The sequence below is a fragment of the Methylocystis sp. B8 genome (genome assembly GCF_005771425.1).
In the GTDB taxonomy this organism is placed as follows: Bacteria; Pseudomonadota; Alphaproteobacteria; order Rhizobiales; family Beijerinckiaceae; genus Methylocystis.
In genome coordinates this window covers 50,008-70,963 of sequence record NZ_VBTZ01000002.1, presented here as the reverse complement: position 1 = coordinate 70,963, position 20,956 = coordinate 50,008, and the positions used below count along the sequence as shown (strand labels likewise).

Sequence of the window (20,956 nt, the reverse complement as noted above, 5' to 3'; positions counted from 1 at the left end):
CTTAGCAAGGAGATTGCGATGAATTTCGTTGAGCTCATCCTTACTGTATGCACGCTGGCGCAGCCCGCCGCCTGCGACGAGCGCAAGATCGTTCTGGAATCCGCCACGGGCTCGACCAACAATTGCATGATGCAAGCGATGCCTTATATCGCTCAGTGGTCCGGCGATCACCCGCAACTGACCGTCACAAAATGGCGTTGCGCGCGGCCGGGAGCGGATGGCGAGAAGATTTGATCGAAGCCTGCGGGCGCGGTCGATTCCATGACGAATGAACCGGATAGACGATCGGCCGGCGCCTTTTGCGGCGCCTTATGCGCCCCCCGACGAGAGCTTCGCTGAAGCTTTCCTAAAGTCGCGTCCGGATGTGGCGACCCTGCGAACGATCGAAGAAACTGCGCTGACGCTCGTGCGCGGCATTCGCGCAAGGCGCGATCCGCTCGGCGGCGTCGAAGACTTCCTCCACGAATTCTCCCTTTCCTCGCGAGAGGGTCTGGCGGTGATGGCGCTCGCCGAGGCGCTGCTGCGCGTTCCCGACGACGCTACGGCCGATCAACTCCTCGCCGACAAGCTTGCCGAGGGCGATTTCTCCCACCACGAGTCGTCGAGCGACGCGTTGCTGGTTCAGGCCTGCGCCTTTGCGCTGGGATTTTCGGCGCGCATCGTCGACGTGACGGAGCCGCGCGGGCTCGTCGCCGATCTCGCCCGCCGTCTCGGCTTGCCTGCGCTGCGGACCGCCGCCCGCCAGGCGATGCGGCTGATGGGCGCCCATTTTGTATTCGGCGAAACGATCGAAGCAGCGATCAGACGCGCGCATGGGCGGCGAGAGCGCTTCTCCTACGATATGCTCGGCGAAGGCGCCCGGACGGCGGAAGACGCCGAGCGCTATTTCGAAGCCTATGCCCACGCCATCCGCGCCATCGGCGACTCGGCTGGGGCCTGGCGCCTGCCGGACCGCCCCGGAATTTCGATCAAGCTTTCGGCGCTGCATCCGCGCTACGAGGCGATCTCGCGCGAACGCGTGTTGCGGGAATTGCCGCCGCGAGTCCTCGAGTTGGCGCGTCTCGCCAAAGACCGCGATCTTGCTTTCACCATCGATGCGGAGGAGGCGGATCGCCTCGAACTGTCCCTCGATGTGGTCGCGCGCGTCGTCAAAGACCCCTCTCTTTCCAGCTGGGACGGATTCGGACTCGCGGCGCAGGCCTATCTGAAGCGCGCACCGGGAGTGATCGACTATGCCGCGTCACTCGCCGATGCTTATCACAGGCGCTTCATGGTGCGGCTCGTCAAGGGCGCCTACTGGGACAGCGAAATCAAACGCGCCCAGGAGCGTGGCCTCGCCGACTATCCGGTATTCACCCGCAAAGCGATGACGGATCTCAATTTCGACGCCTGCGCGGCGCAGCTCTTCGCGTATCCGCGTCTCTTCCCCCAGCTCGCCACGCATAACGCACGCAGTGTCGCCGCCGTCCTGACGATGGCGCGCGGGCGGCGCGACTTCGAGTTTCAGCGCCTGCACGGCATGGGGGAGTCGCTCTATGGGTCGCTTGCAGAGCTGAGCGACGCCGCCGTTCGAATCTATGCGCCGGTCGGTCCGCACCGAGATTTGCTTGCTTATCTCGTGCGGCGTTTGATCGAGAACGGCGCCAATTCCTCTTTCGTCGCGCGCGCGGCCGATCCCGATACGCCGGAAAGCGCGCTTATCGCCGACCCTTACGAAGCGCTCGGCGCGTCAAGTCGCGCGCGCCATCCCCGTCTTCCATTGCCGAGCGAAATTTATCTGCCGCTTCGCGCCAATTCGAAAGGCGTGGAGTTCGGCGATCGCACCGCCCTTGCGGCGCTGATTCAAGAGACGCGCGCGCCTTTCCCTTCGCCTTGCGCACGCCCGAGCGTCGAGACGCGCGTTCCGACGCGTCCCGTCTTGTCGCCGATCGATGGCGCCGTGGTCGGTGAGGTCATTGAAGCAGACGAAGCTGCGGCGCGCGCCGCGATCGCGGCGGCTTCGCGCGCCTTTCCAGCCTGGGCCAGTACGCCGTTCGAAAGACGCGTGCAGATAATCGACCGCGCGGCCGATCTGATCGAGGCGCGGCGCGGTCCGCTGATCGCGCTGCTGCAAAGCGAGGGCGGCAAGACTCTCGACGACGCGCTCGCCGAAGTTCGCGAAGCGGCCGATCTTTGCCGCTACTACGCCGGCCAGGCGCGGATCGTCTGCGCCGATACGCTACTGCCTGGCCCGACGGGGGAAGCCAATGTCCTGCGTCGTCACGGACGCGGCGTCTTTGTTTGCATCTCGCCCTGGAATTTCCCGCTCGCGATTTTCATTGGCCAGGTCGCCGCCGCGCTCGTCGCTGGAAACGCCGTCGTCGCCAAGCCCGCCGAGCAGACGCCGCTTGTCGCCGCCATGGCGATTGAACTCCTGCGCGATGCGGGCGCTCCGAAAAACGCGCTGCAATTTGTTCCTGGCGACGGAATGATCGGCGCCGCGCTCGTCGCCGACCCGCTGACGGCGGGCGTGGTTTTCACCGGCTCGGTCGAAGTCGCGCATCGGATCAACCGCACGCTCGCCGAGCGGGAAGGTCCCATTGCGCCGCTCATCGCCGAAACAGGCGGCATCAACGCGATGATCGTCGACTCGACAGCGTTGATCGAACAGGTCGTCGACGATGTTCTGACCTCCGCCTTCCGATCGGCCGGACAACGATGCTCCGCCTTGCGGCTCTTATGTCTGCAAGAGGAGATCGCGCCCGCATGTCTTGAGACGTTGATTGGCGCATCGCGCGAGTTGCACGTCGGCGATCCGCGCGAGATCGGCGCGCATGTCGGTCCGGCGATCGATGCAGAGGCGAAGGAAAAACTCGACGCCTATCTGTCGCGTCAGCGCGCGGCCGGGCGCGTCCTCTACGCCGGCGCTGCGCCTTCGACAGGAACATTCGTCGCGCCGCATATCGTGAGGCTCGATCGAGTCCGGGACTTGCAGGAGGAGATCTTCGGACCCGTGTTGCATGTCGTGACCTGGCGCGCCGAGGGTCTCTCGCAATTGCTCACGGACATCGAAGCCGGCGGATACGGCCTGACGCTCGGCATGCATACGCGCATTGAACAGCGCATCCGCGCGCTGTCGCGCGAAGCGCCCGCCGGCAACATTTATGTCAACCGTAATATGATCGGCGCGGTCGTCGGCAGTCAGCCTTTCGGCGGATTTGGCCTAAGCGGCACTGGGCCTAAGGCGGGCGGGCCGGATTATCTCCTCCGCTTCCTTCATGAGACGACGCTGACGATCAACACCGCATCGTCTGGCGGGGACGCCGGACTGTTGTCGCTCAGCGAGTTCGACGAGCTTGATCGCGACAAATTGGCGCAAAGGAGCGCCTTGAAGTCACACCACTGACGCTCCACGTCACTAACGAATCCACAATGATCGTCAGCTCCGTCGCTGCCGAATTTGCGAGTGCTCGGCGATCGTCCGTTCACGAGGGAGATCAGCATGGCCGAAGAAAGCAAACTGCCAACCAAGCAATCCGCACAGAGCCCCGGCATTTTCGATTGGCATCCTCTCGAATCCTTCCGTCGTCAGTTCGATCGTCTGTTTGACGACTTTCCGTCGCGCCGAGGCCTCGCCGATTTCCAACCCTTCGAGCGGCTGATGTCGCAGTGGCCGGCGAGCCCGCCGGTCGATTTCGTCGAAAAGGACGGCGGGTACGAGATCACTGCCGAACTGCCGGGACTCGATGAAAAGAGCGTCGACGTGAAGCTTTCGAACGGCGTGTTGTCGATTTCGGGCGAGAAGAACGAAGAAAAGGAAGAAAAGAAGGAAGGCTACTATTGTTCGGAGCGCCGATACGGCTCATTCCGGCGCGCCTTTAGGGTTCCCGAAGGCGTCGACCAGGACAAGATCACGGCGGATTTCGAAAAGGGCGTGCTGAAAATCACGCTGCCCAAAACGACCGAAGCCAAGAAAGAAGAAAAGAAGATCGAAATCAGCGCGAAGTAGCGCCGCGTTATTCGCGACGCCAATCGCTTCTCGTTTAAGATCGCCAGCCGGCGCGCCGCTGCGGAGCGCCGGCGATTTCTTGTCTATGCGCCGGCCGCTGCATTAGCCGCGGCAACACGAGGTGCGGCAGCACGCCCTCGCGGATAACGGCGCGCCGCAGCGGACCGAGCGCCGCCATGGCGATGAAACCCGCGCCCCGCAGTAAATCGAGCGGCAGATAGGGAATGATGAGCGACCGGTTCAGCAAGTCGACGCCATGCGTCCTGAAGCCGATGTCGGCGCGTCTGTGACGGTCATAGCGCGCGAGCGCGCGCGACAACTCGCGCGAATTCTTGAGATCGACGCTCGCGAGGCAGTCCTCAAGGTCGGCGACGTCGCGCAGGCTCAAATTCAACCCTTGCGCGCCAATCGGCGGAAAGATGTGACAGGTTTCGCCGACCAGCGCGAGGCGCCCCGTCGCATGTTTCGACACCTGCATGCCGCCCATGCGGAACTGACCGATGTCGCCCTCGATGCGCATCGCGCCAAGTTCCGACTTGGCGTAATCCTCGATTTCATATTCGAGCTCCTCGCGCGGCTTGGCGAGGCGCCGCCGCGCCTCAGCGACGCTCATCAGCCAGACGAGGCTCGAACGATATGGCGCGTCTTGCCGCGCAGGCAGCGGCACAAGCGTAAATGGCCCTGAGCGCGTGTGATATTCCGTCGAGATATTTTCGTGCGGGAATTCGTGGCGCAGAAGCATGGTCAGCGCCATCTGCGGATAGGTCCATTCCTTCACGTCAATTCCGGCGACGGCGCGCGCGCGGCTGTTGCGCCCATCCGCCGCGACGATGAAATCCGCTTTCAGGCGCCGCCCGTCGGCGAGAATGGCGACGGCGCTGTCGCTGTTGAATTCGTAATCCGCAATGTCGGCGTCGACGATCTCGATTTCGGGTCGACTGCGACAGAGATCCAGCAGAATGGCGACGAGTTCGTCATTGGACACATTGACGCCAAGCGCCGACAGGCCAATTTCACGGGCGCGCAGGCTGAGTTCCGGCACCGGCAGAAACTGATCGGTGTCGTCCACCATGTGGATCGCTTCGACCGGGCAACCCTGCGCCTTGACTCGTTCTAGCGCGCCGACGGCGTCGAGAAATCGGATGGAAGCTTCAAACAAGGCGACGGTGCGGCCTGGCAGCGGCGGCGGAATCCGGCCGGCGAGCGTCGTTTTGAATCCTGCGCGCGCGAAGGCCAGCGCCGCAGCGAGGCCGGTCGACCCGGCGCCGGCGACGAGAATTTCTGATCTGCTGTTTTCTTGCGCCGTTTCCATCTCAGCGGGTCTCCTCCGCCTGTTATAGCGGCAGACGCTTCAGAGCGCGAGCAGGGCGCTTTGGTCTGGCGCGAGCGGCGGTGTAGTCTCCACCCCCCATTGCTCCACTCTCCGGCCGCCCTCGTGACGTCTTCTCGCCTCATCGGCCTTTCCGTCCACCTCTTCACGGCGAGCGGCGCGGCGCTCGGCCTAGTTGCGTTATTCCTTGCGGCGGAAGGCCGTTTCGCGGCGATGTTCGCCTGGCTCGGCGTTGCGCTCATCATCGACGCCGTCGACGGAACGCTGGCGCGGCGTCTCAAAGTGACCGAAACGGCGCCTTTCATTGACGGCGTCGCGCTCGACCTTGTCGTCGATTTTCTCAATTATGTGGTCACGCCGCTCGCGGCGCTATGGCGTTCAGGCCTTATCGAGCCGGTGCTCGCCGGACCTGTTTGCGCAGTGGTCTGCGCCTGTTCGGCGCTCTATTTCGCCGATCGGCGCATGAAGACGCGTGATTATTGGTTTCGCGGATTCCCGGCGCTCTGGAACGTCGTCGTGTTCTATCTTCTTGTCTTGCGGCTTCCGGCGAATGCGAGCCTCGCGGTCGTTTTGTCTGCGACGGCTTTCATGTTCGTTCCGGTCGTCTTTATTCATCCGCTGCGCGTCAAGCGGCTCCGCCTCGTGACGATCGCCGTCACCGCCATCTGGGCGGCGGCGGCAATGGCGGCGGTCATGCAGGATCTCGCAGCGGCCTCCTTTGCCGTAAAGGCCGTTCTGGTGGCGGCAGGATGCTATTTTCTGGCTTTGCCGCTTTTTCGCGAGGGCGGCGCGATCGCGAAAGGAGAGCTCAATGGTTAGGGCCATTCGTGTACATCAGCCTGGCGGACCGGAAGCGCTCGTTTTGGAGGACGTCGATCTTCCCGCGCCCGCGCTCGGCGAGGTGCAGATCCGTCAGCGCGCCATTGGCGTCAATTACATTGACATCTACCGCCGCACCGGCGCTTATCCGGCCGAATATCCGTTCATCCCCGGACATGAAGGCGCCGGCGACGTCATCGCGGCCGGCGAGAATGTGAAGTCCTTCAAAGTCGGAGATCGGGTCGCCTATGTCGGCGCGCTCGGCGGCTATTCGGAAGCGCGCAACATCGCAGCCGACTCGGTGATTCATCTGCCGAAATCTTTCAGCTACGAGCAGGGCGCGGTGATGATGCTGAAAGGCCTCACCGCGCAATATCTGCTTCGCCGGACCTTCAAGGTGAAGAAAGGCCATCGCGTCCTTGTCCATGCCGGCGCCGGCGGCGTCGGACAGATCCTGTGCCAATGGGCCAATGCGCTCGGCGCGAAAGTCATCGCGACCGTTGGTTCCGCTGAAAAGGCCAAGATCGCGGAGGACGCGGGCGCCAAGCACACGATCCTCTATCGGGAGGAAAACTTCGTCGAACGCGTGCGGGACTTCACCAAAGGCAAACTGTGCGACGTGGTCTATGACGGCGTCGGACGCGCGACGTTTCCAGCCTCGCTCGATTGTCTGAAGCCATTTGGCATGTTCGCGAGCTTCGGCTCAGCCTCTGGTCCGATCGCGGCTTTCGACATCGGCCTTCTGGCGCTGAAGGGTTCGCTTTACGCGACCCGGCCGTCGCTTTTCACCCATATAGCGCGTCGGCGTGACTATGAGGAAATGGTGGACGATCTCGTCCATGCGGTGAAGCAGGGCTACGTGGACCTCGCGGAACCGGCGCAGTTTCCGCTCGCCGATGTGGCCAAGGTGCATGCCGCGCTCGAATCACGCGCCACCAGCGGCTCCATGGTCCTAATTCCGTGATTTCGCCACAATGTAGCGAGTGAAAAGCAGCGCTTCAGCAACAAACTTGACTTGTGTTGCAATTTCACAACTAGCGGGATGAGTCGTGTCGCAAGGCTTTGTTAATTTGGCCGGATCTTGCGTCTCTCCTAGGGTCTCGGGGGCTCGATTTAGCAGCTTTTCCCCGCTTTTTCGTCGCGCCCGAACGAACCTCGACAATTTCGTCCTACGCTTTCGGCGCAAATCGATTATGCTTTGCATGTTCCGGCTTTGAGGTTCCTCCCGCCTCTCGATTAGCCCGAACCGCCTTCCAAAACCCGGCGCCCGAGCCGGGTTTTTTTCTTAAGCCATGGTCGGCAACACTGTAGTTTCTATTGCAATTTTTTGCGAAGAGCCCCATCCTTGCGTGGCGGCCGGCTCTCTCGCGGGCTTTGGGCCGCGAAGCATGAGGGTTGCAACGCTGTCGACAGGTGTTCATCCGGGGGCGGGACTTAGTCCGCTCCGGCCGGAAATTGGCGCAGGCGCGCCCCTGACCGGTTCAATCGTGCAAAAGGTTCTCGCCAGCCTGGACGAAACGAAGGCCGAGGACATCGTCTCCATCGATCTGCGCGGAAAAACTGCTCTCGCCGATGACATGATCATCGCGACGGGCCGTTCGACCGTGCATGTCGGCGCCATCGCCGACAAAGCGATCAAGGCCCTGAAGGCCGCGGGCGTCATTGCGCCGCGTGTCGAAGGCCTGTCCCAGTGCGACTGGGTGCTGATCGACGCCGGCGACGTCATCGTCCATATTTTCCGTCCCGAGGTGCGCCAGTTCTACAATCTCGAAAAGATGTGGGGCGGCGACCGTCCGGTGGAAATTCGCTTGGTCTGACGGGAACTGACGGGCGTTCCTTTTGGATCGCTTGTCTCGGTTCTGTTTCGACTGGCGCTGGATGAAACTCGGACTGATTTGCGTCGGCCGGCTCAAAGCCGGCCCTGAGCGAGAGCTTTACGCGCGCTACGCCGAGCGTATCGGCGCCTTCCAACGGCTGGGCCTCGAAGGCTTGGAGCTCAAGGAGATTGACGAGAGCAAAGCCGCTTCCGCGGCTGAGCGCGCGTCGCGCGAAGGCGCGGAACTGCTCGCGGCGCTGCCGGCCGACTCGCGTCTTGCGGCTTTTGACGAGCGGGGCAGGGCGGCGACGAGCGTCGCCTTTGCGCAATTCATCGCCTCCGAACGCGACAAGGGCTGCAAGGCGCTCCGGTTTGCAATCGGCGGCGCCGAAGGCCTCGATGAAAGCGTACGCGCGCGAGCGACCGCGATCTTCTCATTCGGCGCAATGACATTGCCGCATCAGCTGGCGCGCATTCTCGCCGCTGAGCAGATTTACCGCGCGATGACGATCTTGTCTGGCCATCCTTACCACAAGGCCTGAGCGATTGCCGTGCGCATGTAAGCGACGGCGCAGACGGATAATATTCTTGTCTGGCAGAGTGGGGATAAATTCTAATGCGCCGTGCGCCCGTGCGTATCGCAGCCGAGGCCAGCCGCGCGGGCCGCTTCGTGCACTCTGTTGCCGGCCTTTTTCACCTTGTCGAAATCGCCGCGCAGCGCCTTGAGCGCATTGCGCTCCTGGCCGATTTCTTCCGCGGTTCGGAATCCCAATCGGCGCAAGAGCGGAAGAGGCGGACACCAGCCCTGTATGGCGTGCTGTAGAAGGAAGCCGCTCACCAATACCGGCAACGCCAGCCAGCGGCGATCCGCGGTGAGGCCGAGCGTAAGACCGACGAGCGCCACAGAGGAGGCGTTGGCTTCGAGCGCCCGCTCGATGTCCCATTCGCGGTCAAGCTCATCCAGGCGATCGTCGATTTTCTCGGGATGCTTGGCGAAATGGGCAAGCCGCGCCTGAGCTTCCTTGCGGATGGCGCGGTTGATGTCCTCATCCCTATTTTGTGGAACGCGAGCGGCCGTAGTCGGCATTGATCCAACCTCCCCTTGCTGTTTTCCAACTGCTAAGTCGGCTTGAAGTTCCTGTTTGCCGCGGCCGCTGGCCGGGCCTTTACCGTCCCGGCCTCATGCGCTAAACCCTGGCGGTAACGAGCCCTGCGTTACCGCGCGGGGCTTTTTCTGTTTGGAGATCGAGATTCGGCCATGGCGAATGTGGCGGTGGTCGGCGCCCAATGGGGCGACGAGGGCAAGGGCAAAATCGTCGACTGGCTGTCGCTTGAGGCCGATGTCGTCGTGCGCTTTCAGGGCGGACATAACGCTGGGCACACGCTCGTTATCGACGGCGTGACCTATAAGCTCGCGTTGCTGCCTTCCGGCATCGTGCGGCCGGGCAAGCTCTCTGTCATCGGCAATGGCGTCGTCGTCGACCCGCATTTTCTCGTCGGCGAGATCGACCGTCTGCGGGAGCAGGGCGTCGAGATTTCGCCGATGAATCTCAAGATCGCGGAAAACGCCCCGCTGATCCTTTCGCTGCATCGCGAACTCGACGCGCATCGCGAGGAGGCGGGCGCCGGCGCCAAGATCGGCACGACCAAGCGTGGCATCGGCCCAGCCTATGAGGACAAGGTCGGCCGCCGCTCAATTCGGCTTATGGACCTCGCCGAGCCTGATCGGCTCGACGATAAGATTGTGCGCGTGCTCGCCCATCACAATCCGCTGCGGCGCGGCCTTGGCCTGCCCGAAGTCAACGCCAGCTTCTTGCGCGAGGAGCTGCTATCCGTCGCCCCGCGTATCCTGCCGTTCATGGACGCGGTGTGGGAGCTGCTCGAAGACAATCGCCGCGCCGGCAAGCGCATCCTCTTCGAGGGCGCACAAGGCGTGCTGCTTGATGTCGATCACGGCACCTATCCTTACGTGACGTCGTCGAACACCGTCGCGGCGTCGGCGGCGAGCGGCTCCGGGCTCGGCCCCGGCGCCATCGGCTATGTGCTCGGCATCGCCAAGGCTTATACGACGCGCGTCGGCGGCGGCCCGTTCCCTACCGAGCTTCATGACGAGATCGGCCAATTGATCGGCGACCGCGGTCGCGAGTTCGGCACCAACACCGGACGGCGGCGCCGTTGCGGCTGGTTCGACGCGGTGCTGACGCGTCAGGCGGTGAAGACGTCTGGCATCAATGGCGTCGCGCTGACGAAGCTCGATATTCTCGATGGTTTCGACGAAATCAAAATCTGCACGCATTACACGCTCGACGATAAGCGCATCGAGCGGCTGCCGGCTTCGCAGGCGGCGCAGTCGCGGGTGCAGCCTGTCTATGAGAGCTTTCCTGGCTGGAAGGAATCGACGAGCGGCGCGCGTTCTTGGGCGCATCTGCCGGCGCAGGCGATCAAATATGTCCGCCGCGTCGAGGAGCTGATCGAGGCGCCCGTGGCGTTGCTCTCGACGAGCCCCGAACGCGCTGACACGATCCTCGTGCATAATCCGTTTCAGGATTGAGGCAGTTCACTCGGTGCGAGACGCGCGCTGCGCGCGCTTTTCAGGGTGAAGGCCTTTGTTTGCTGGGCTGCCCTGTATTCGCAACGAAGCTTTTGCCCCCTCAAGCAGTCCTCATCCTGAGGAGCCGCTGAAAGCGGCGTCTCGAAGGACGAGGGCTGCGGTCAGGAGATAGAACGGTCGCTGGCCACATTGCCGCTGCCGCCGCACATAGGGTTGCGTCCCCCGGCGCCCTTCGCCATATCGGGCGAAGGAGGAGAGGATATGGAGCCACCCAGCCGGCCTTGTAGCGCGCCCGCCTTGCGCCTGCATGCGCTCGACAGCGAGGACCTTTCGCTCCTGTCGGCGCATCTGCAGGACGCTCTGGTGCGCGTCGGCGACATCGCCTTTATTCCCGACAAGCGCCGTTTCGCCATGGTCGGATCGCGTTTCGACTGGGCCGCCGAGCTTGACGGACGTCTGGAGCGCTGCCGCTGCGGCCTCCATTTCGAGGGCGTTCAGCGCGTACGCTGCCAGCGCGTCGCCCGCGACCAGCCGGACGCCATCCTCGAACTGCTCGCAGTCACTTTCGAACCCGACGCGGAACCGCCGTCGGGCGTCATCCGGCTCTATTTCGCCGGCGGCGCGTCGATCGCGCTGGAGGTTGAATGTGTCGAGGCGCAACTTTGCGACATGGGCCCGCGTTGGAAGGTCGCCGCCCGGCCGATCCATGATTTCAGCGGCGAACTTGACGAGGACGCTCGCCGAGGGCCATGACAGCCGGACTTCCGGCTGGAGAGGATCATGACCCTGCGTTTGGACGCCGCGGCGCCCGATTTTGAAAAGCGTTTCGCGTCATTGCTCGCTATGAAGCGGGAGACGTCGCAGGACGTCGATGCGACCGTTCGCGGCATCATCGAGGACGTCGTCGCCCGCGGGGATGCGGCCCTTGTCGATTATTCCAAACGCTTCGACCGCATCGATCTTGAGGAAACCGGCATCGCCGTCTCGCGCGAGGAGGTCGCCGCGGCGGAAGCCAAATGTTCGGCCGAGCAGCTTGCGGCGCTCGATCTCGCGCTCGAGCGCATCACCGCCTTTCACGAACGGCAGAGGCCGCAGGATTTGCGCTTTCGCGACGCCGCCGGCGTCGAACTCGGCTGGCGCTGGACGCCGCTCGATTCGGTGGGGCTCTATGTGCCCGGCGGCACCGCCGCCTATCCCTCTTCAGTGCTGATGAATGTCGTGCCGGCGAAGGTCGCCGGCGTGAAGCGCATCGTCATGGTGGTTCCGACGCCCGGCGGACATGTGGAGCCGCTGGTGCTTGCCGCCGCCAAACGCTCCGGCATCGACGAAATCTACCGTGTCGGCGGCGCGCAGGCGGTGGCGGCGCTCGCCTATGGCACGAAGACGATTGCGCCTGTCGCCAAGATCGTTGGGCCGGGAAATGCCTGGGTGGCGGCGGCGAAGCGCCGCGTCTTCGGACAGGTCGGCATCGACATGATCGCCGGACCCTCCGAAGTTCTGGTCCTCGCCGACGCGACCGCAAACCCCGACTGGATCGCCGCCGATCTGCTCGCGCAGGCTGAGCATGATGAATCCGCCCAGTCGATCCTCATCACCGACGATTCGGCGCTCGCCGATGCGGTGGTCGCCGCCGTCGAACGCCATCTCTCGACGCTTTCGCGCAAAGAGATCGCTGGCGCCTCTTGGCGCGACTATGGCGCGACGATCGTCGTGAAGTCGCTCTCCGACGCCGTTCCGCTCGCGAATCGCATCGCCGCCGAACATCTCGAAATCATAAGCGAGGACGCTGAGGGCCTTGCCGCGCGCGTTTCGAACGCCGGCGCGATCTTTATCGGCGCCTACACGCCGGAAGCTGTTGGCGATTATGTCGGCGGCTCGAACCATGTGCTGCCGACGGCGCGTTCGGCGCGCTTCTCGTCGGGCTTAAGCGTGCTCGATTTCGTCAAGCGCACGTCGATTTTAAAATGCGACGCAGATTCGCTGCGCGCCATCGGCGCCGCCGCCGTGACGCTCGGGGACGCCGAAGGTTTGCAGGCTCATGCGCGCTCGGTGTCGATCCGCCTCAATCAGCTCGGGGCGTGAGGCGTGGACTCAAACGAGTCGAAGCGGCTAATCTCCGTCACGCTCGATGAAAATTCGATCGGACGCGGTTCGGCCGATCAGGAGCATGAGCGCGCGATTGCGATTTACGATCTTATCGAGGAAAACAGCTTTTCGCTTGTCGGTCACGATGGCGGACCATATGCACTGCTGATTTCGCTCGTCGACGCCAAGCTCGTCTTTAAGATCTGCGATCCTGAGGGCGTCTGTCTCGTCACGCATATTCTCTCGCTGACGCCTTTCAGACGCATTCTCAAAGACTATTTCATGATCTGCGAAAGCTATTACGCGGCCATCCGTCACGCGACGCCGAGCAGAATCGAAGCGATCGACATGGGCCGTCGCGGTCTTCACAACGAAGGCGCGCAGCTTCTCCTTGAACGCCTGAAAGGAAAAGTCGACACGGATCAGGACACGGCGCGCCGCCTCTTCACGTTGATCACGGCGCTGCATTGGAAAGGCTGAACGCAATGCTTAGCGCGGCAATGATGAAGCGCCGCGTTGCGTGGCGCTGAGTCACGTCGCATTTGTCATTATGGGATTCGTCGCATGGGCAAAGGCAATACGGATCACTTCGCCGAACTGCGGCTGTCGACGGAAGCGGACAGCGGCGAACTACTGCGCGCCTTCGTGCGCGAAGCGTCGCTTGTCGAAAAGGTTCCTGCAGCGATTGCGAGCCTGATCGCTAGCGACGCCGAGCAAATTTGGCGAGTTCTCTGCCAGTCGGACGCGGCGCCCGAACACGCCACGGTACTTCTCTCGTCGCCCAAAGGCGAAGTGCGCGCGAAAATTCTGCTGAACGGCCATTCCCGATTTTCCGCCATTCTTCCTTCGCTTGGCGCGCATCTGCTACGGGGCGCCGGTCTGTCCTATCGCGAGCGCGGCGTCGATGGCTGGGAGGTCACGCTCCATCGCGCTCTTGAGCCTTCTCGCGAATCGACCGGAGTTGAAAGAGCGGTCGCTGAAGAGGCTGCGCCGACAGAGTCCGTGCAGATCGACGCGCCTCAGCAGAGCGATTCTGCGGCGATCGCGCGCTGCTTCCTCGCCGTCTATGGACATAATTACGTTCACCGGGAAGTCTTCTCGCCGCACCGCTATTGGCGGAAAGTCGAGAACGGAGAATTAATTCCGATGGTGAGCCGCGATGCGCGCGGCGAAGTCATCGGACATGTCGCGCTTGAACGCGACCCGGGGGCCATGATCGCCGAACGTGGCGAAGCGGTCGTGCTGCCGTCTTACCGCGGACGTCATCTTCTGGAGCGCATGACCGAGCGGCTGACCGACGAGGCCGTCAAACTCGGCCTCGTCGGAATCTACGCCGAGCCTGTCACCACTCACACATTTTCGCAACGTAACGACGAGCGCGCCGGCATGCCGACCTGCGCCATCCTACTCGGCGCGGCGCCTGAGACGCTGCATTCTAAAGATTTGCCCGTGCCGACGGCCGGACAGCGCCAGAGTTTCCTCCTGACGTTCAAATTCCTGAAATCTGCGCGAACATACGAGATCGTGGCGCCGAATGAATATCGCGATGTCATTTCGTCAACATATGACAGCCTCGGCGTCAGCGTTTCAACGAGCGGCGGCAGGACGCCGACAGAGACGCGGTCGATGACGAGCATCGCCGTCAACGCTGGAGGCTATGGCAGGATTCGTTTTGAGAGGACCGGATCAAATGCCGCCGTGGAGCTTGCGCAGGCAATGAGCGACGTCGAAGCGCTCGGCGCGCGAACAGTGCAGCTTTCAGCGCATCTCGAAGATCCTGGCTTGCCGCTCCTCGTTGATAGCGCGCGCAGGCTGGGATTTTTCTTTTGTGGTCTGGCGCCGGCTTTCTCGGAGGGCCGCGATCTGCTGCTGATGCAGCGCCTGAGCGAACCACTCGACATCAGCGAGCTGCAACTCTTCACTGAACAGACGAAAAAGATTGCGGCGTTCATTGAACGGGACCGGCAATCGGCGTCAAGCCAGCTATGAAGACGCGTTAGCAACGTGGCGCGACCACAGTCGATACTCTTCGCCTGCACGCTGAATACTGTCCGATCGCCAATGGCCGAGGCGATCGCGCGGCACTATTTCGGCCGCGAAATTTATTTTGCTTCGGCCGGACTGAAGCGCGGCGCGCCCGATCCATTCGCGATAGCGGCTATGGACGAAATCGGCGTCGACATTTCTGGGCACAAGCCGCACACTTTCGAAGATCTCGAAGATTCAAACTTCGATCTGATCGTGACGCTGTCGCCTGAAGCCCATCACAGGGCGCTGGAATTCACGCGCGCGATGGCCGTTGATGTCGTCTATTGGCCGACGCCCGACGCCACAGCTGTCCAAGGCTCGCGCGAAGCCATTCTCGACGCCTATCGCGACGTGCGCCAGCGGCTGACCGGGCGCATCAATGATTTGCTCGGTCATGGTCCGCAGCCGAGCGGGTGAGTAAAGCCGCATCTCTTGCGCTACCCCATGCCATTCCCGACGCGCGAAGCGTGATCGGGAATCCAGAATTGCAATAGACATATGCTCTGGAGTCCCGGTCAGTCCTTCGGACTGCCGGGAATGATGACCCGCTGTCCACAACAGGGAAAACTCAAAGCGATTTCTTCATCTGTGCGCAGAACCGCTGCGCGAAGGCGATCAGCGCGCGATCCGAGCCGCGGCGGCCGATCAAGGAGAGCGCGACCGGCGCTTCCGTCGTCGGCAGCGGGAGGCTGATCTGCGGCAGGCCGAAAAAGCTTGCGATGAGAAAGAGGCGCATCATCTGATAACGCTTGGCGTCAAGCGTCTCTTCGCTTTCGGCGAGCAGCGGCGACCGGAATGGCGTCGTCGGCGATACGATGAAGCCATTTGCGCCAAGGATGGCGTCAATTTTCTTGCGCGCTTCGTCGCGGAAGGCCTCGGCGGCCTTCTTTTGATCTGCGGTGACTTTGGCCGCATAGGCAAAGCGTTGCTCGACGCCCTTGCCGAAGGTCGGGCTGTTCGCTGTGATCCAAGCGCCATGCGACGCCCAGGCCTCAAAGGCCTGCATGTTGCGGAAATGGCCTAGCGCCGTCTTGAAGAAATCCTCGCCGAGCGTCGCTTCGCGCCAGGGGCCGAACGACTTTAAGGCGTCGATCGGCTGCGCCGCCGCCGACGCGAAATCCATTTCGACGCCGGAGAAGGCGTCAGTAAGAAGAACGGCTTCTTCGACCTTCGCGTTCTTCTTCGTTTTCGGCAACAAGGCCTCGCCGACTGACGCCATGACGTCGATGTCGCGGGCGAACCAGCCGATCGCGTCGAAGGATGGCGCAAGCGGGATTATTCCATCCATCGGAACTGCGCCGTGCGACGCGCGAAAGCCGAAAATCCCGCAAAAGGCGGCCGGCGCGCGGCAGGAGCCGGCGGTGTCGGTGCCGATGGCGAAATTCACTTGTCCGGCGGCGACGGCGACCGCCGAGCCTGATGACGAGCCGCCGGGATGCCGATCCTGTGCGGCCGGATTGATCGGCGTCCCGTAATGCGGATTGGCTCCGAGGAGGCTATAGGCCATCTCGTCCATATGCGTCTTGCCGACGAGCCGCGCGCCTGCACCAAGTAAGCGATCGACAACTGGCGCGTTGCGCTCGGCGGAGCTGTGAGTCTTCGCCCAAGTCGGGTGTCCGTTCGTCGACACGTGCCCTGCAACGTCGATGTTCTCCTTGACCACGAAGGTCGCGCCGGACAAGGGTCCCGGCGTTTCCGAGCTCTGATTGAGAACGACGGAGAGCGCGCCGAGATCGACTTTCATCGCGGCATCCTTCCTTAGCTCTAGAGTCGGCGGGCGCGGCGGGAACAAAATTGCGCCTGAGCAAGAATATAACCAAGAATGTGGCAAGACGAAATGCGTGGCGGGCGGTCCGGCTGTTGCGCAATCCATGGGCCTACGCCAGAGTGTTCGCGGCGGCGCACAGTGGAGAAGCGAGATGGATGAATTCGGCGGCGGCTTTCTGCGCAATGCGATGATTGGCTTTGCGCTGGCTCTGGCCTTTTCCATCATCTACGTCTGGTACACGCGATAGGCCGCGCGTGCTCAATCGCCTCTAAACTATCAGCGGCTTGCGATCATCAGCCCTATGGTGGGGGCCGAAAGCGTGGAAGCCGAAAGCAAACCACCAACAAAAAATCTGTAATAGGTCTGGGGCTGCCGTTCGCCGGCAAGGCGGCTTGCGCGATGTCGCGCCTACGCATTTGCAGAGGCAGCTCACGTTCGTCTGGTTTGGAATGGCGCCAGCGTGTTCTGCTACCGCAGCATCCGATAAATGACGGTGAACAGGGTGGCGTTGACCGTCGCCAACATGGAGACGATCAGCAGCGCCTCAGCTACCCGGCCATAATCTCGCTGGGGAGACATTAACGCCTCGCGACATTGCAGAGCGGCATGCTAGTTAGAGCGGCTCCGCCGAACGACAATGCGTATTCGATTTGACGTCGTGCAGCGTCGTCTCTTTAGCGATAGCGTCGCAGAGGCGTTTCGCCTGATCGGAACATGCGCGTCACGATCTGGTTATCGCCACGTGTTGAGCGGCGATAAACCTTCAAAAAGCCGAGCGGACATGAGCGGCGCCATTGGCGCGCCGTCTGGAGGCGATCCTGGCCTGTGACCTCTATGCCTCGTAAGGCTTCGCGCGAGTTTCGATCAGATCGATTTGTGGCAGCGCTGCGTTGATCGCATTCGCAACGCACTCGCAAGCAAAGGAGACAGCGATGAAAGTCCTGATGGTCCTCACGTCGCATGATCAGCTCGGCGACACCGGCCGCAAGACCGGGTTTTGGCTTGAGGAGCTGGCGGCGCCTTACTATGCGTTTAAAGACGCGGGCGCGGAAATCGTCCTTGCCTCGCCTAAGGGCGGCCAGCCACCGCTTGATCCAAAAAGCAACGAGCCGAATTTTCAGACCGATCTTACGCGCCGGTTCGAAGCCGACGCCGCCGCGAACGCTCAGCTCGCTTCGACGCTGCGTTTGGACAGCGTTAAAGCCGCGGACTTCGACACCGTATTCTACCCTGGCGGACACGGTCCGATGTGGGACCTCCCTGAGAACCCGAACTCGATTAAACTGATCGAAGCGTTTTTGGCCGCCGGCAAGCCCATCGCGCTGGTCTGTCACGCCCCTGGCGCGCTCCGTAACGTCAAGACGCCCGAAGGGCGGCCGCTCGTCGAAGGCAAGAAGGTTACTGGTTTCACCAATAGCGAGGAAGCCGCGGTCGGGCTCACCAAGGTTGTTCCCTTCCTGGTCGAAGACGCGTTGACGTCAGAAGGCGCCAAGTTCGAGAAGGCTGGAGACTGGCGCCCCTTCGTCACGACTGACGGCTTGCTGATTACCGGCCAGAACCCGGCCTCTTCAGGGCCTGCGGCCCACGTCCTGATCGACGCGTTGAACACGAAGGCGCACTAGCGCCGGCGCTGTTTGAGGGGCGCGGCAGTTCGGTCCGCGCGCTTTTACAAGGACAGGCTGAAATGCCATGTGCGACTCTGCGCTGCTTCAGCCCTGTCGCGATCACGGCTAGGCGCTAGGTAGCTCGATGTAAGCCAGGCCGCACCGACCCTGGCGGTTTTGTCGAAAGTGATAGGAGAGCACCATGGATAGACGTGTATTCCTGCGCGCTTCAATCGGTACCGCGCTCGCCGCCCTTGTTGTCCCCAGCACTGCGCTTGCCGAAGACCATATCGCCGAGGCCATAGCCGAAATTAATAAGGCCATCCCCTATGGCGAGGAGCCGGCTCATAGCTCGTCTTTTGTCGAACACATCGACAATGCGATCGATCATGCGGTGATGGCGCAAAAGGCGCAGGCCAATCGGCATGTCAAACGGGCGATCGGTTATCTGCGCCGGGCGCGCAAGGTGGCGTATGGGACGCACTTGCTGAAATATTCGCGTAGAGGCGCATCGTTGGCGAAGAAAGCGCTGGCGCAACTTCAGGCGGCGGGGTGAGCCTGCCGGCTAACTGAACCCACGCTTCAATGGTCGGAGTGGCGGGATTTCGTACCCACGACCCCTTGTCCTACAGAGTCGGCGCCCACCTCCGTCGCATGAGAACGCCCCGACCGTGGATGCTACTACGGCGGGGCGTTTTTGCTTTTTCAGCCAAGCTTTGACGCCAGCACGTCAACTTTCTCGATTTTCGGCGACTCTGAGAAGATCTCCGGCGCCTTTGCCATAAGCGCTTTCGCGACCTCCCCGGCAAGATGTGCGTCTCTACCGGCTTCGTCGTTGAAGACGTCGAAAATGCCGAAAATGGTGGGCGAAATCCGGATTGCGAACCATGACACGGTGCCCGGCTCAGCTTCAACGAGCGGCAGCGCCGACTTCAAGAATGCTGCAACCTCGTGCTCCTTCCCGGTCTTCGCTTCCAGCGTCGCCAAGATGCCAAATTTTATCATCGCGCCCTCTTTGGGATTTGCGCCCCCCGATCCATAGATCGCATTGGACGGCGTATTTTCCACGACGGCATGATCGGACACTCGGCCCGTGCGCTGCCGCCATGCCGGTCTCGCCACGCCTTCAATCGGCGCCTTGTGCAGGACTCGCGAGCCTGCCGTCGTCTCTTTCCGCCGTCAGCGCCCGCGCGATCGCCTGCGCGCCGGCCTTGGCGTCGGCGCTCGAAAGGCGCTTTGACAGCCCTGCGGCGCGACGTTCGTCATCGAAATAGACATAGGCGAGCGCCTTCCCATTAGTCGCTAGACTCGCCCAGGGTGTAATTTGGAATCGGGGTGAGAAGAGAATTCGCGCTTAGTCTCGATCGTCCCAGTCGCCGTGTCGTCGATAGCCATACCCGCCGCCACTCCAGCCCCCATAACCGCCGCCCCAGCCGCCATTGCCGTCATGACCCCCATAACCGCCCCGGCCCTCGTAACCTCCCCAACCACCGCCGCGGCAGCGACGCTGCGGTCCCCATGGGGTCTCCACTATCCAGCAGCGCTGAAGACCGCCGCTGGCAAACTCAATTTGCGCATCCGTGGCTGGCGATTGCGTAGTCGGCAATGCGAACGCGGGGACGGTGGTCGCGAAGCAGCCGGCGAGAGCGAAAGAAATGAAGATAGGTTTGGTATTCCGCATGTGAGTGAGCTCCTAAGCTGCGCATTGCACGACGATGCGAATTAGCCGGTGAACCCGGCATGAATGCTGAGCTCGCTTCCAGCGTCATTCGGCGAGCGCACGAGCGATGGACTCGGCGCTCTTGCGGATCCGCAGCGGCAGGGACGAGCGGGACTTGCGGGGGAGGATGGAGTCGCATGCCGTAAGCTCCTGCGCTCCGCCAACATCGGGCTTCAACTGCATTAGCTATACTCACAACGCACCGGCCAATCCGGTATGACAGGCACTTCCCTGGCGCCGCATTCCCGACAGACGAAGCGCCGCGTCTTCGGAACGTCGATAAGGACGAAGCTGGCGCGGGCCGATCGCTTCGAAGGGCGCGACCCCATAGTGCTGGCAGGCGCGGTTAGCCAAGCGCGCCGCCACCATGGCGCGTTGCGACTCGTCGAGTTGGCGGGCCGGGCACATATGCAGAGTATGTTTGAACCCGTAGTGAATCTATGAAAGGGAAGCCAAAAGCCCCTTGTCTTTTGCGATATCAACTAACTGATTTTATTTTTGAAAATGGTCGGAGTGGCGGGATTCGAACCCACGACCCCTTGTCCCCCAGACAAGTGCGCTAACCGGGCTGCGCTACACTCCGACTGGCGCCGTTATAGTGACGCGGCGCGGCGCTGGCAACGCCGGCCGCTACCGTTTGGTCAGCTTGAGCAGACGCTTGCATTCTTCGAGCTCAGCCAGAACCTCGCGCAGGATGCGCGCCTGCTGCTTGGCGCGTTCGCGCCGCTCGATACGGACCGCAGGCGATTCGAGAGGCGCATCAATCTCGACGAACGGGGCCGTGTCGCGAGGTCGCCTTTCCACGGGATCGGGACGGTCCGCGCGCAGAGCGGGGTCGTCGGCTGATAACGCCTCGTCAGTTTCGTCTTCTTCGTCGTCGGCCGGCTCGATCGGCTCCCAACCGCCTCTTGCGCCGAGCGGGAGGGGCGGCTCGCCTATCGGGAGCTCTCCCTGGCGACGGCCTGCGCCGGCGAGGACAGCCTCGACGCCGTCCTCCTTGAGGATGCGCTGCACGCCCTTGATCGTATAGCCTTCCTGGTAGAGCAGGTGGCGGATCGCGGCCACGAGGTCGATGTCGCGCTGCCGATAAAAGCGCCGCCCGCCCGCGCGTTTTAAGGGGTTGATCTGCCGAAATCGGGTCTCCCAGAAGCGCAGCACATGCGCGGGAAGGTCGAGGCTCTCCGCGACCTCGCCGATGGTGCGCATGGCTTCCTCGCTCTTGCCCGTCACCTGATTCCTCGACTCAA

At 62.5% G+C, this 20,956-nt stretch carries 20 protein-coding genes and 1 tRNA gene; 15 read left to right on the top strand and 6 right to left on the bottom strand.

Annotation, left to right across the window (positions count from 1 at the left end):
- The first annotated feature begins 18 nt into the window (after window positions 1-18).
- The 3 genes from FEV16_RS05210 (at window position 19) to FEV16_RS05200 (ending at window position 3,988) form a co-directional block, all read left to right on the top strand.
- Window positions 19-234 carry a hypothetical protein gene (locus tag FEV16_RS05210; protein ID WP_138166587.1) on the top strand — a complete coding sequence of 72 codons (216 nt, stop codon included), beginning with the start codon at window positions 19-21 and terminating at the stop codon, window positions 232-234.
- Window positions 235-268: 34 nt separating this feature from the next.
- Window positions 269-3,385: a bifunctional proline dehydrogenase/L-glutamate gamma-semialdehyde dehydrogenase PutA gene (gene putA, locus FEV16_RS05205; protein ID WP_138166586.1), complete on the top strand. Its 3,117-nt coding sequence runs from the start codon at window positions 269-271 to the stop codon at window positions 3,383-3,385.
- A gap of 96 nt (window positions 3,386-3,481) precedes the next feature.
- The gene (locus FEV16_RS05200) at window positions 3,482-3,988 is read left to right on the top strand and encodes an Hsp20/alpha crystallin family protein (protein ID WP_138166585.1); all 507 of its coding nucleotides are present in this window, start codon (window positions 3,482-3,484) and stop codon (window positions 3,986-3,988) included.
- A gap of 34 nt (window positions 3,989-4,022) precedes the next feature.
- Here the strand turns inward: FEV16_RS05200 and FEV16_RS05195 are convergent, their stop codons facing one another.
- Window positions 4,023-5,300 (bottom strand): FAD-dependent monooxygenase, encoded by a 1,278-nt coding sequence (locus FEV16_RS05195; RefSeq protein WP_138166584.1) that lies wholly within the window; start codon window positions 5,298-5,300, stop codon window positions 4,023-4,025.
- 123 nt (window positions 5,301-5,423) lie between these two features.
- Here FEV16_RS05195 and FEV16_RS05190 point away from each other — a divergent pair, with 123 nt between their 5' ends.
- From FEV16_RS05190 to rlmH, 4 genes are all read left to right on the top strand, one after another.
- Window positions 5,424-6,137, top strand: coding sequence for a phosphatidylcholine synthase (locus tag FEV16_RS05190; protein ID WP_138166583.1), 714 nt, complete (start codon window positions 5,424-5,426; stop codon window positions 6,135-6,137).
- Entirely contained in the window at window positions 6,130-7,101 is a 972-nt protein-coding gene (locus tag FEV16_RS05185; protein ID WP_138166582.1) for a quinone oxidoreductase, read from the top strand. The genes FEV16_RS05190 and FEV16_RS05185 overlap by 8 nt, the downstream gene beginning before the upstream one ends.
- Before the next feature lie 424 nt (window positions 7,102-7,525).
- On the top strand, window positions 7,526-7,954 hold the full coding sequence (rsfS, locus tag FEV16_RS05180; protein ID WP_138166581.1) for a ribosome silencing factor: 429 nt from the start codon (window positions 7,526-7,528) through the stop codon (window positions 7,952-7,954).
- A 61-nt stretch (window positions 7,955-8,015) separates the two neighbouring features.
- Window positions 8,016-8,495, top strand: a complete 480-nt coding sequence (rlmH, locus tag FEV16_RS05175; protein ID WP_138166580.1) for a 23S rRNA (pseudouridine(1915)-N(3))-methyltransferase RlmH — start codon at window positions 8,016-8,018, stop codon at window positions 8,493-8,495.
- Between the two features lie 71 nt (window positions 8,496-8,566).
- Here the strand turns inward: rlmH and FEV16_RS05170 are convergent, their stop codons facing one another.
- The gene (locus FEV16_RS05170) at window positions 8,567-9,040 is read right to left on the bottom strand and encodes a DUF2892 domain-containing protein (RefSeq protein ID WP_138166579.1); all 474 of its coding nucleotides are present in this window, start codon (window positions 9,038-9,040) and stop codon (window positions 8,567-8,569) included.
- Window positions 9,041-9,211: 171 nt separating this feature from the next.
- Here FEV16_RS05170 and FEV16_RS05165 point away from each other — a divergent pair, with 171 nt between their 5' ends.
- From FEV16_RS05165 to FEV16_RS05140, 6 genes are all read left to right on the top strand, one after another.
- Window positions 9,212-10,504, top strand: a complete 1,293-nt coding sequence (locus tag FEV16_RS05165; protein ID WP_138166578.1) for an adenylosuccinate synthase — start codon at window positions 9,212-9,214, stop codon at window positions 10,502-10,504.
- Window positions 10,505-10,765: 261 nt separating this feature from the next.
- Complete coding sequence (locus FEV16_RS05160; protein WP_138166577.1) at window positions 10,766-11,257, top strand: DUF2948 family protein; 492 nt, start codon at window positions 10,766-10,768, stop codon at window positions 11,255-11,257.
- Window positions 11,258-11,284: 27 nt separating this feature from the next.
- The gene (gene hisD / locus FEV16_RS05155) at window positions 11,285-12,586 is read left to right on the top strand and encodes a histidinol dehydrogenase (RefSeq protein WP_138166576.1); all 1,302 of its coding nucleotides are present in this window, start codon (window positions 11,285-11,287) and stop codon (window positions 12,584-12,586) included.
- Between the two features lie 3 nt (window positions 12,587-12,589).
- Window positions 12,590-13,069: a UPF0262 family protein gene (locus FEV16_RS05150; RefSeq protein ID WP_138166575.1), complete on the top strand. Its 480-nt coding sequence runs from the start codon at window positions 12,590-12,592 to the stop codon at window positions 13,067-13,069.
- A gap of 84 nt (window positions 13,070-13,153) precedes the next feature.
- Window positions 13,154-14,578, top strand: a complete 1,425-nt coding sequence (locus FEV16_RS05145; protein ID WP_138166574.1) for a hypothetical protein — start codon at window positions 13,154-13,156, stop codon at window positions 14,576-14,578.
- 15 nt (window positions 14,579-14,593) lie between these two features.
- Window positions 14,594-15,034, top strand: a complete 441-nt coding sequence (locus tag FEV16_RS05140) for an arsenate reductase ArsC (protein ID WP_138166573.1) — start codon at window positions 14,594-14,596, stop codon at window positions 15,032-15,034.
- A gap of 151 nt (window positions 15,035-15,185) precedes the next feature.
- Here FEV16_RS05140 and FEV16_RS05135 read toward each other — a convergent pair whose 3' ends face one another.
- A complete protein-coding gene (locus tag FEV16_RS05135; RefSeq protein ID WP_138166572.1) occupies window positions 15,186-16,361 on the bottom strand; it encodes an amidase in 1,176 nt (391 codons plus the stop codon).
- A 956-nt stretch (window positions 16,362-17,317) separates the two neighbouring features.
- Between FEV16_RS05135 and FEV16_RS05130 the strand changes: the two genes are divergently transcribed.
- Entirely contained in the window at window positions 17,318-18,007 is a 690-nt protein-coding gene (locus FEV16_RS05130; protein WP_138166571.1) for a type 1 glutamine amidotransferase domain-containing protein, read from the top strand.
- A gap of 184 nt (window positions 18,008-18,191) precedes the next feature.
- A complete protein-coding gene (smbP, locus tag FEV16_RS05125) occupies window positions 18,192-18,545 on the top strand; it encodes a small metal-binding protein SmbP (protein WP_138166570.1) in 354 nt (117 codons plus the stop codon).
- Window positions 18,546-18,694: 149 nt separating this feature from the next.
- Here the strand turns inward: smbP and FEV16_RS05120 are convergent, their stop codons facing one another.
- The 3 genes from FEV16_RS05120 to FEV16_RS05105 form a co-directional block, all read right to left on the bottom strand.
- Complete coding sequence (locus tag FEV16_RS05120) at window positions 18,695-18,994, bottom strand: antibiotic biosynthesis monooxygenase (protein ID WP_138166854.1); 300 nt, start codon at window positions 18,992-18,994, stop codon at window positions 18,695-18,697.
- Window positions 18,995-20,214: 1,220 nt separating this feature from the next.
- Window positions 20,215-20,292, bottom strand: a tRNA-Pro gene (locus tag FEV16_RS05110).
- Window positions 20,293-20,339: 47 nt separating this feature from the next.
- Window positions 20,340-20,939, bottom strand: a complete 600-nt coding sequence (locus FEV16_RS05105) for a MerR family transcriptional regulator (RefSeq protein ID WP_138166569.1) — start codon at window positions 20,937-20,939, stop codon at window positions 20,340-20,342.
- Between the last annotated feature and the right edge of the window lie 17 nt (window positions 20,940-20,956).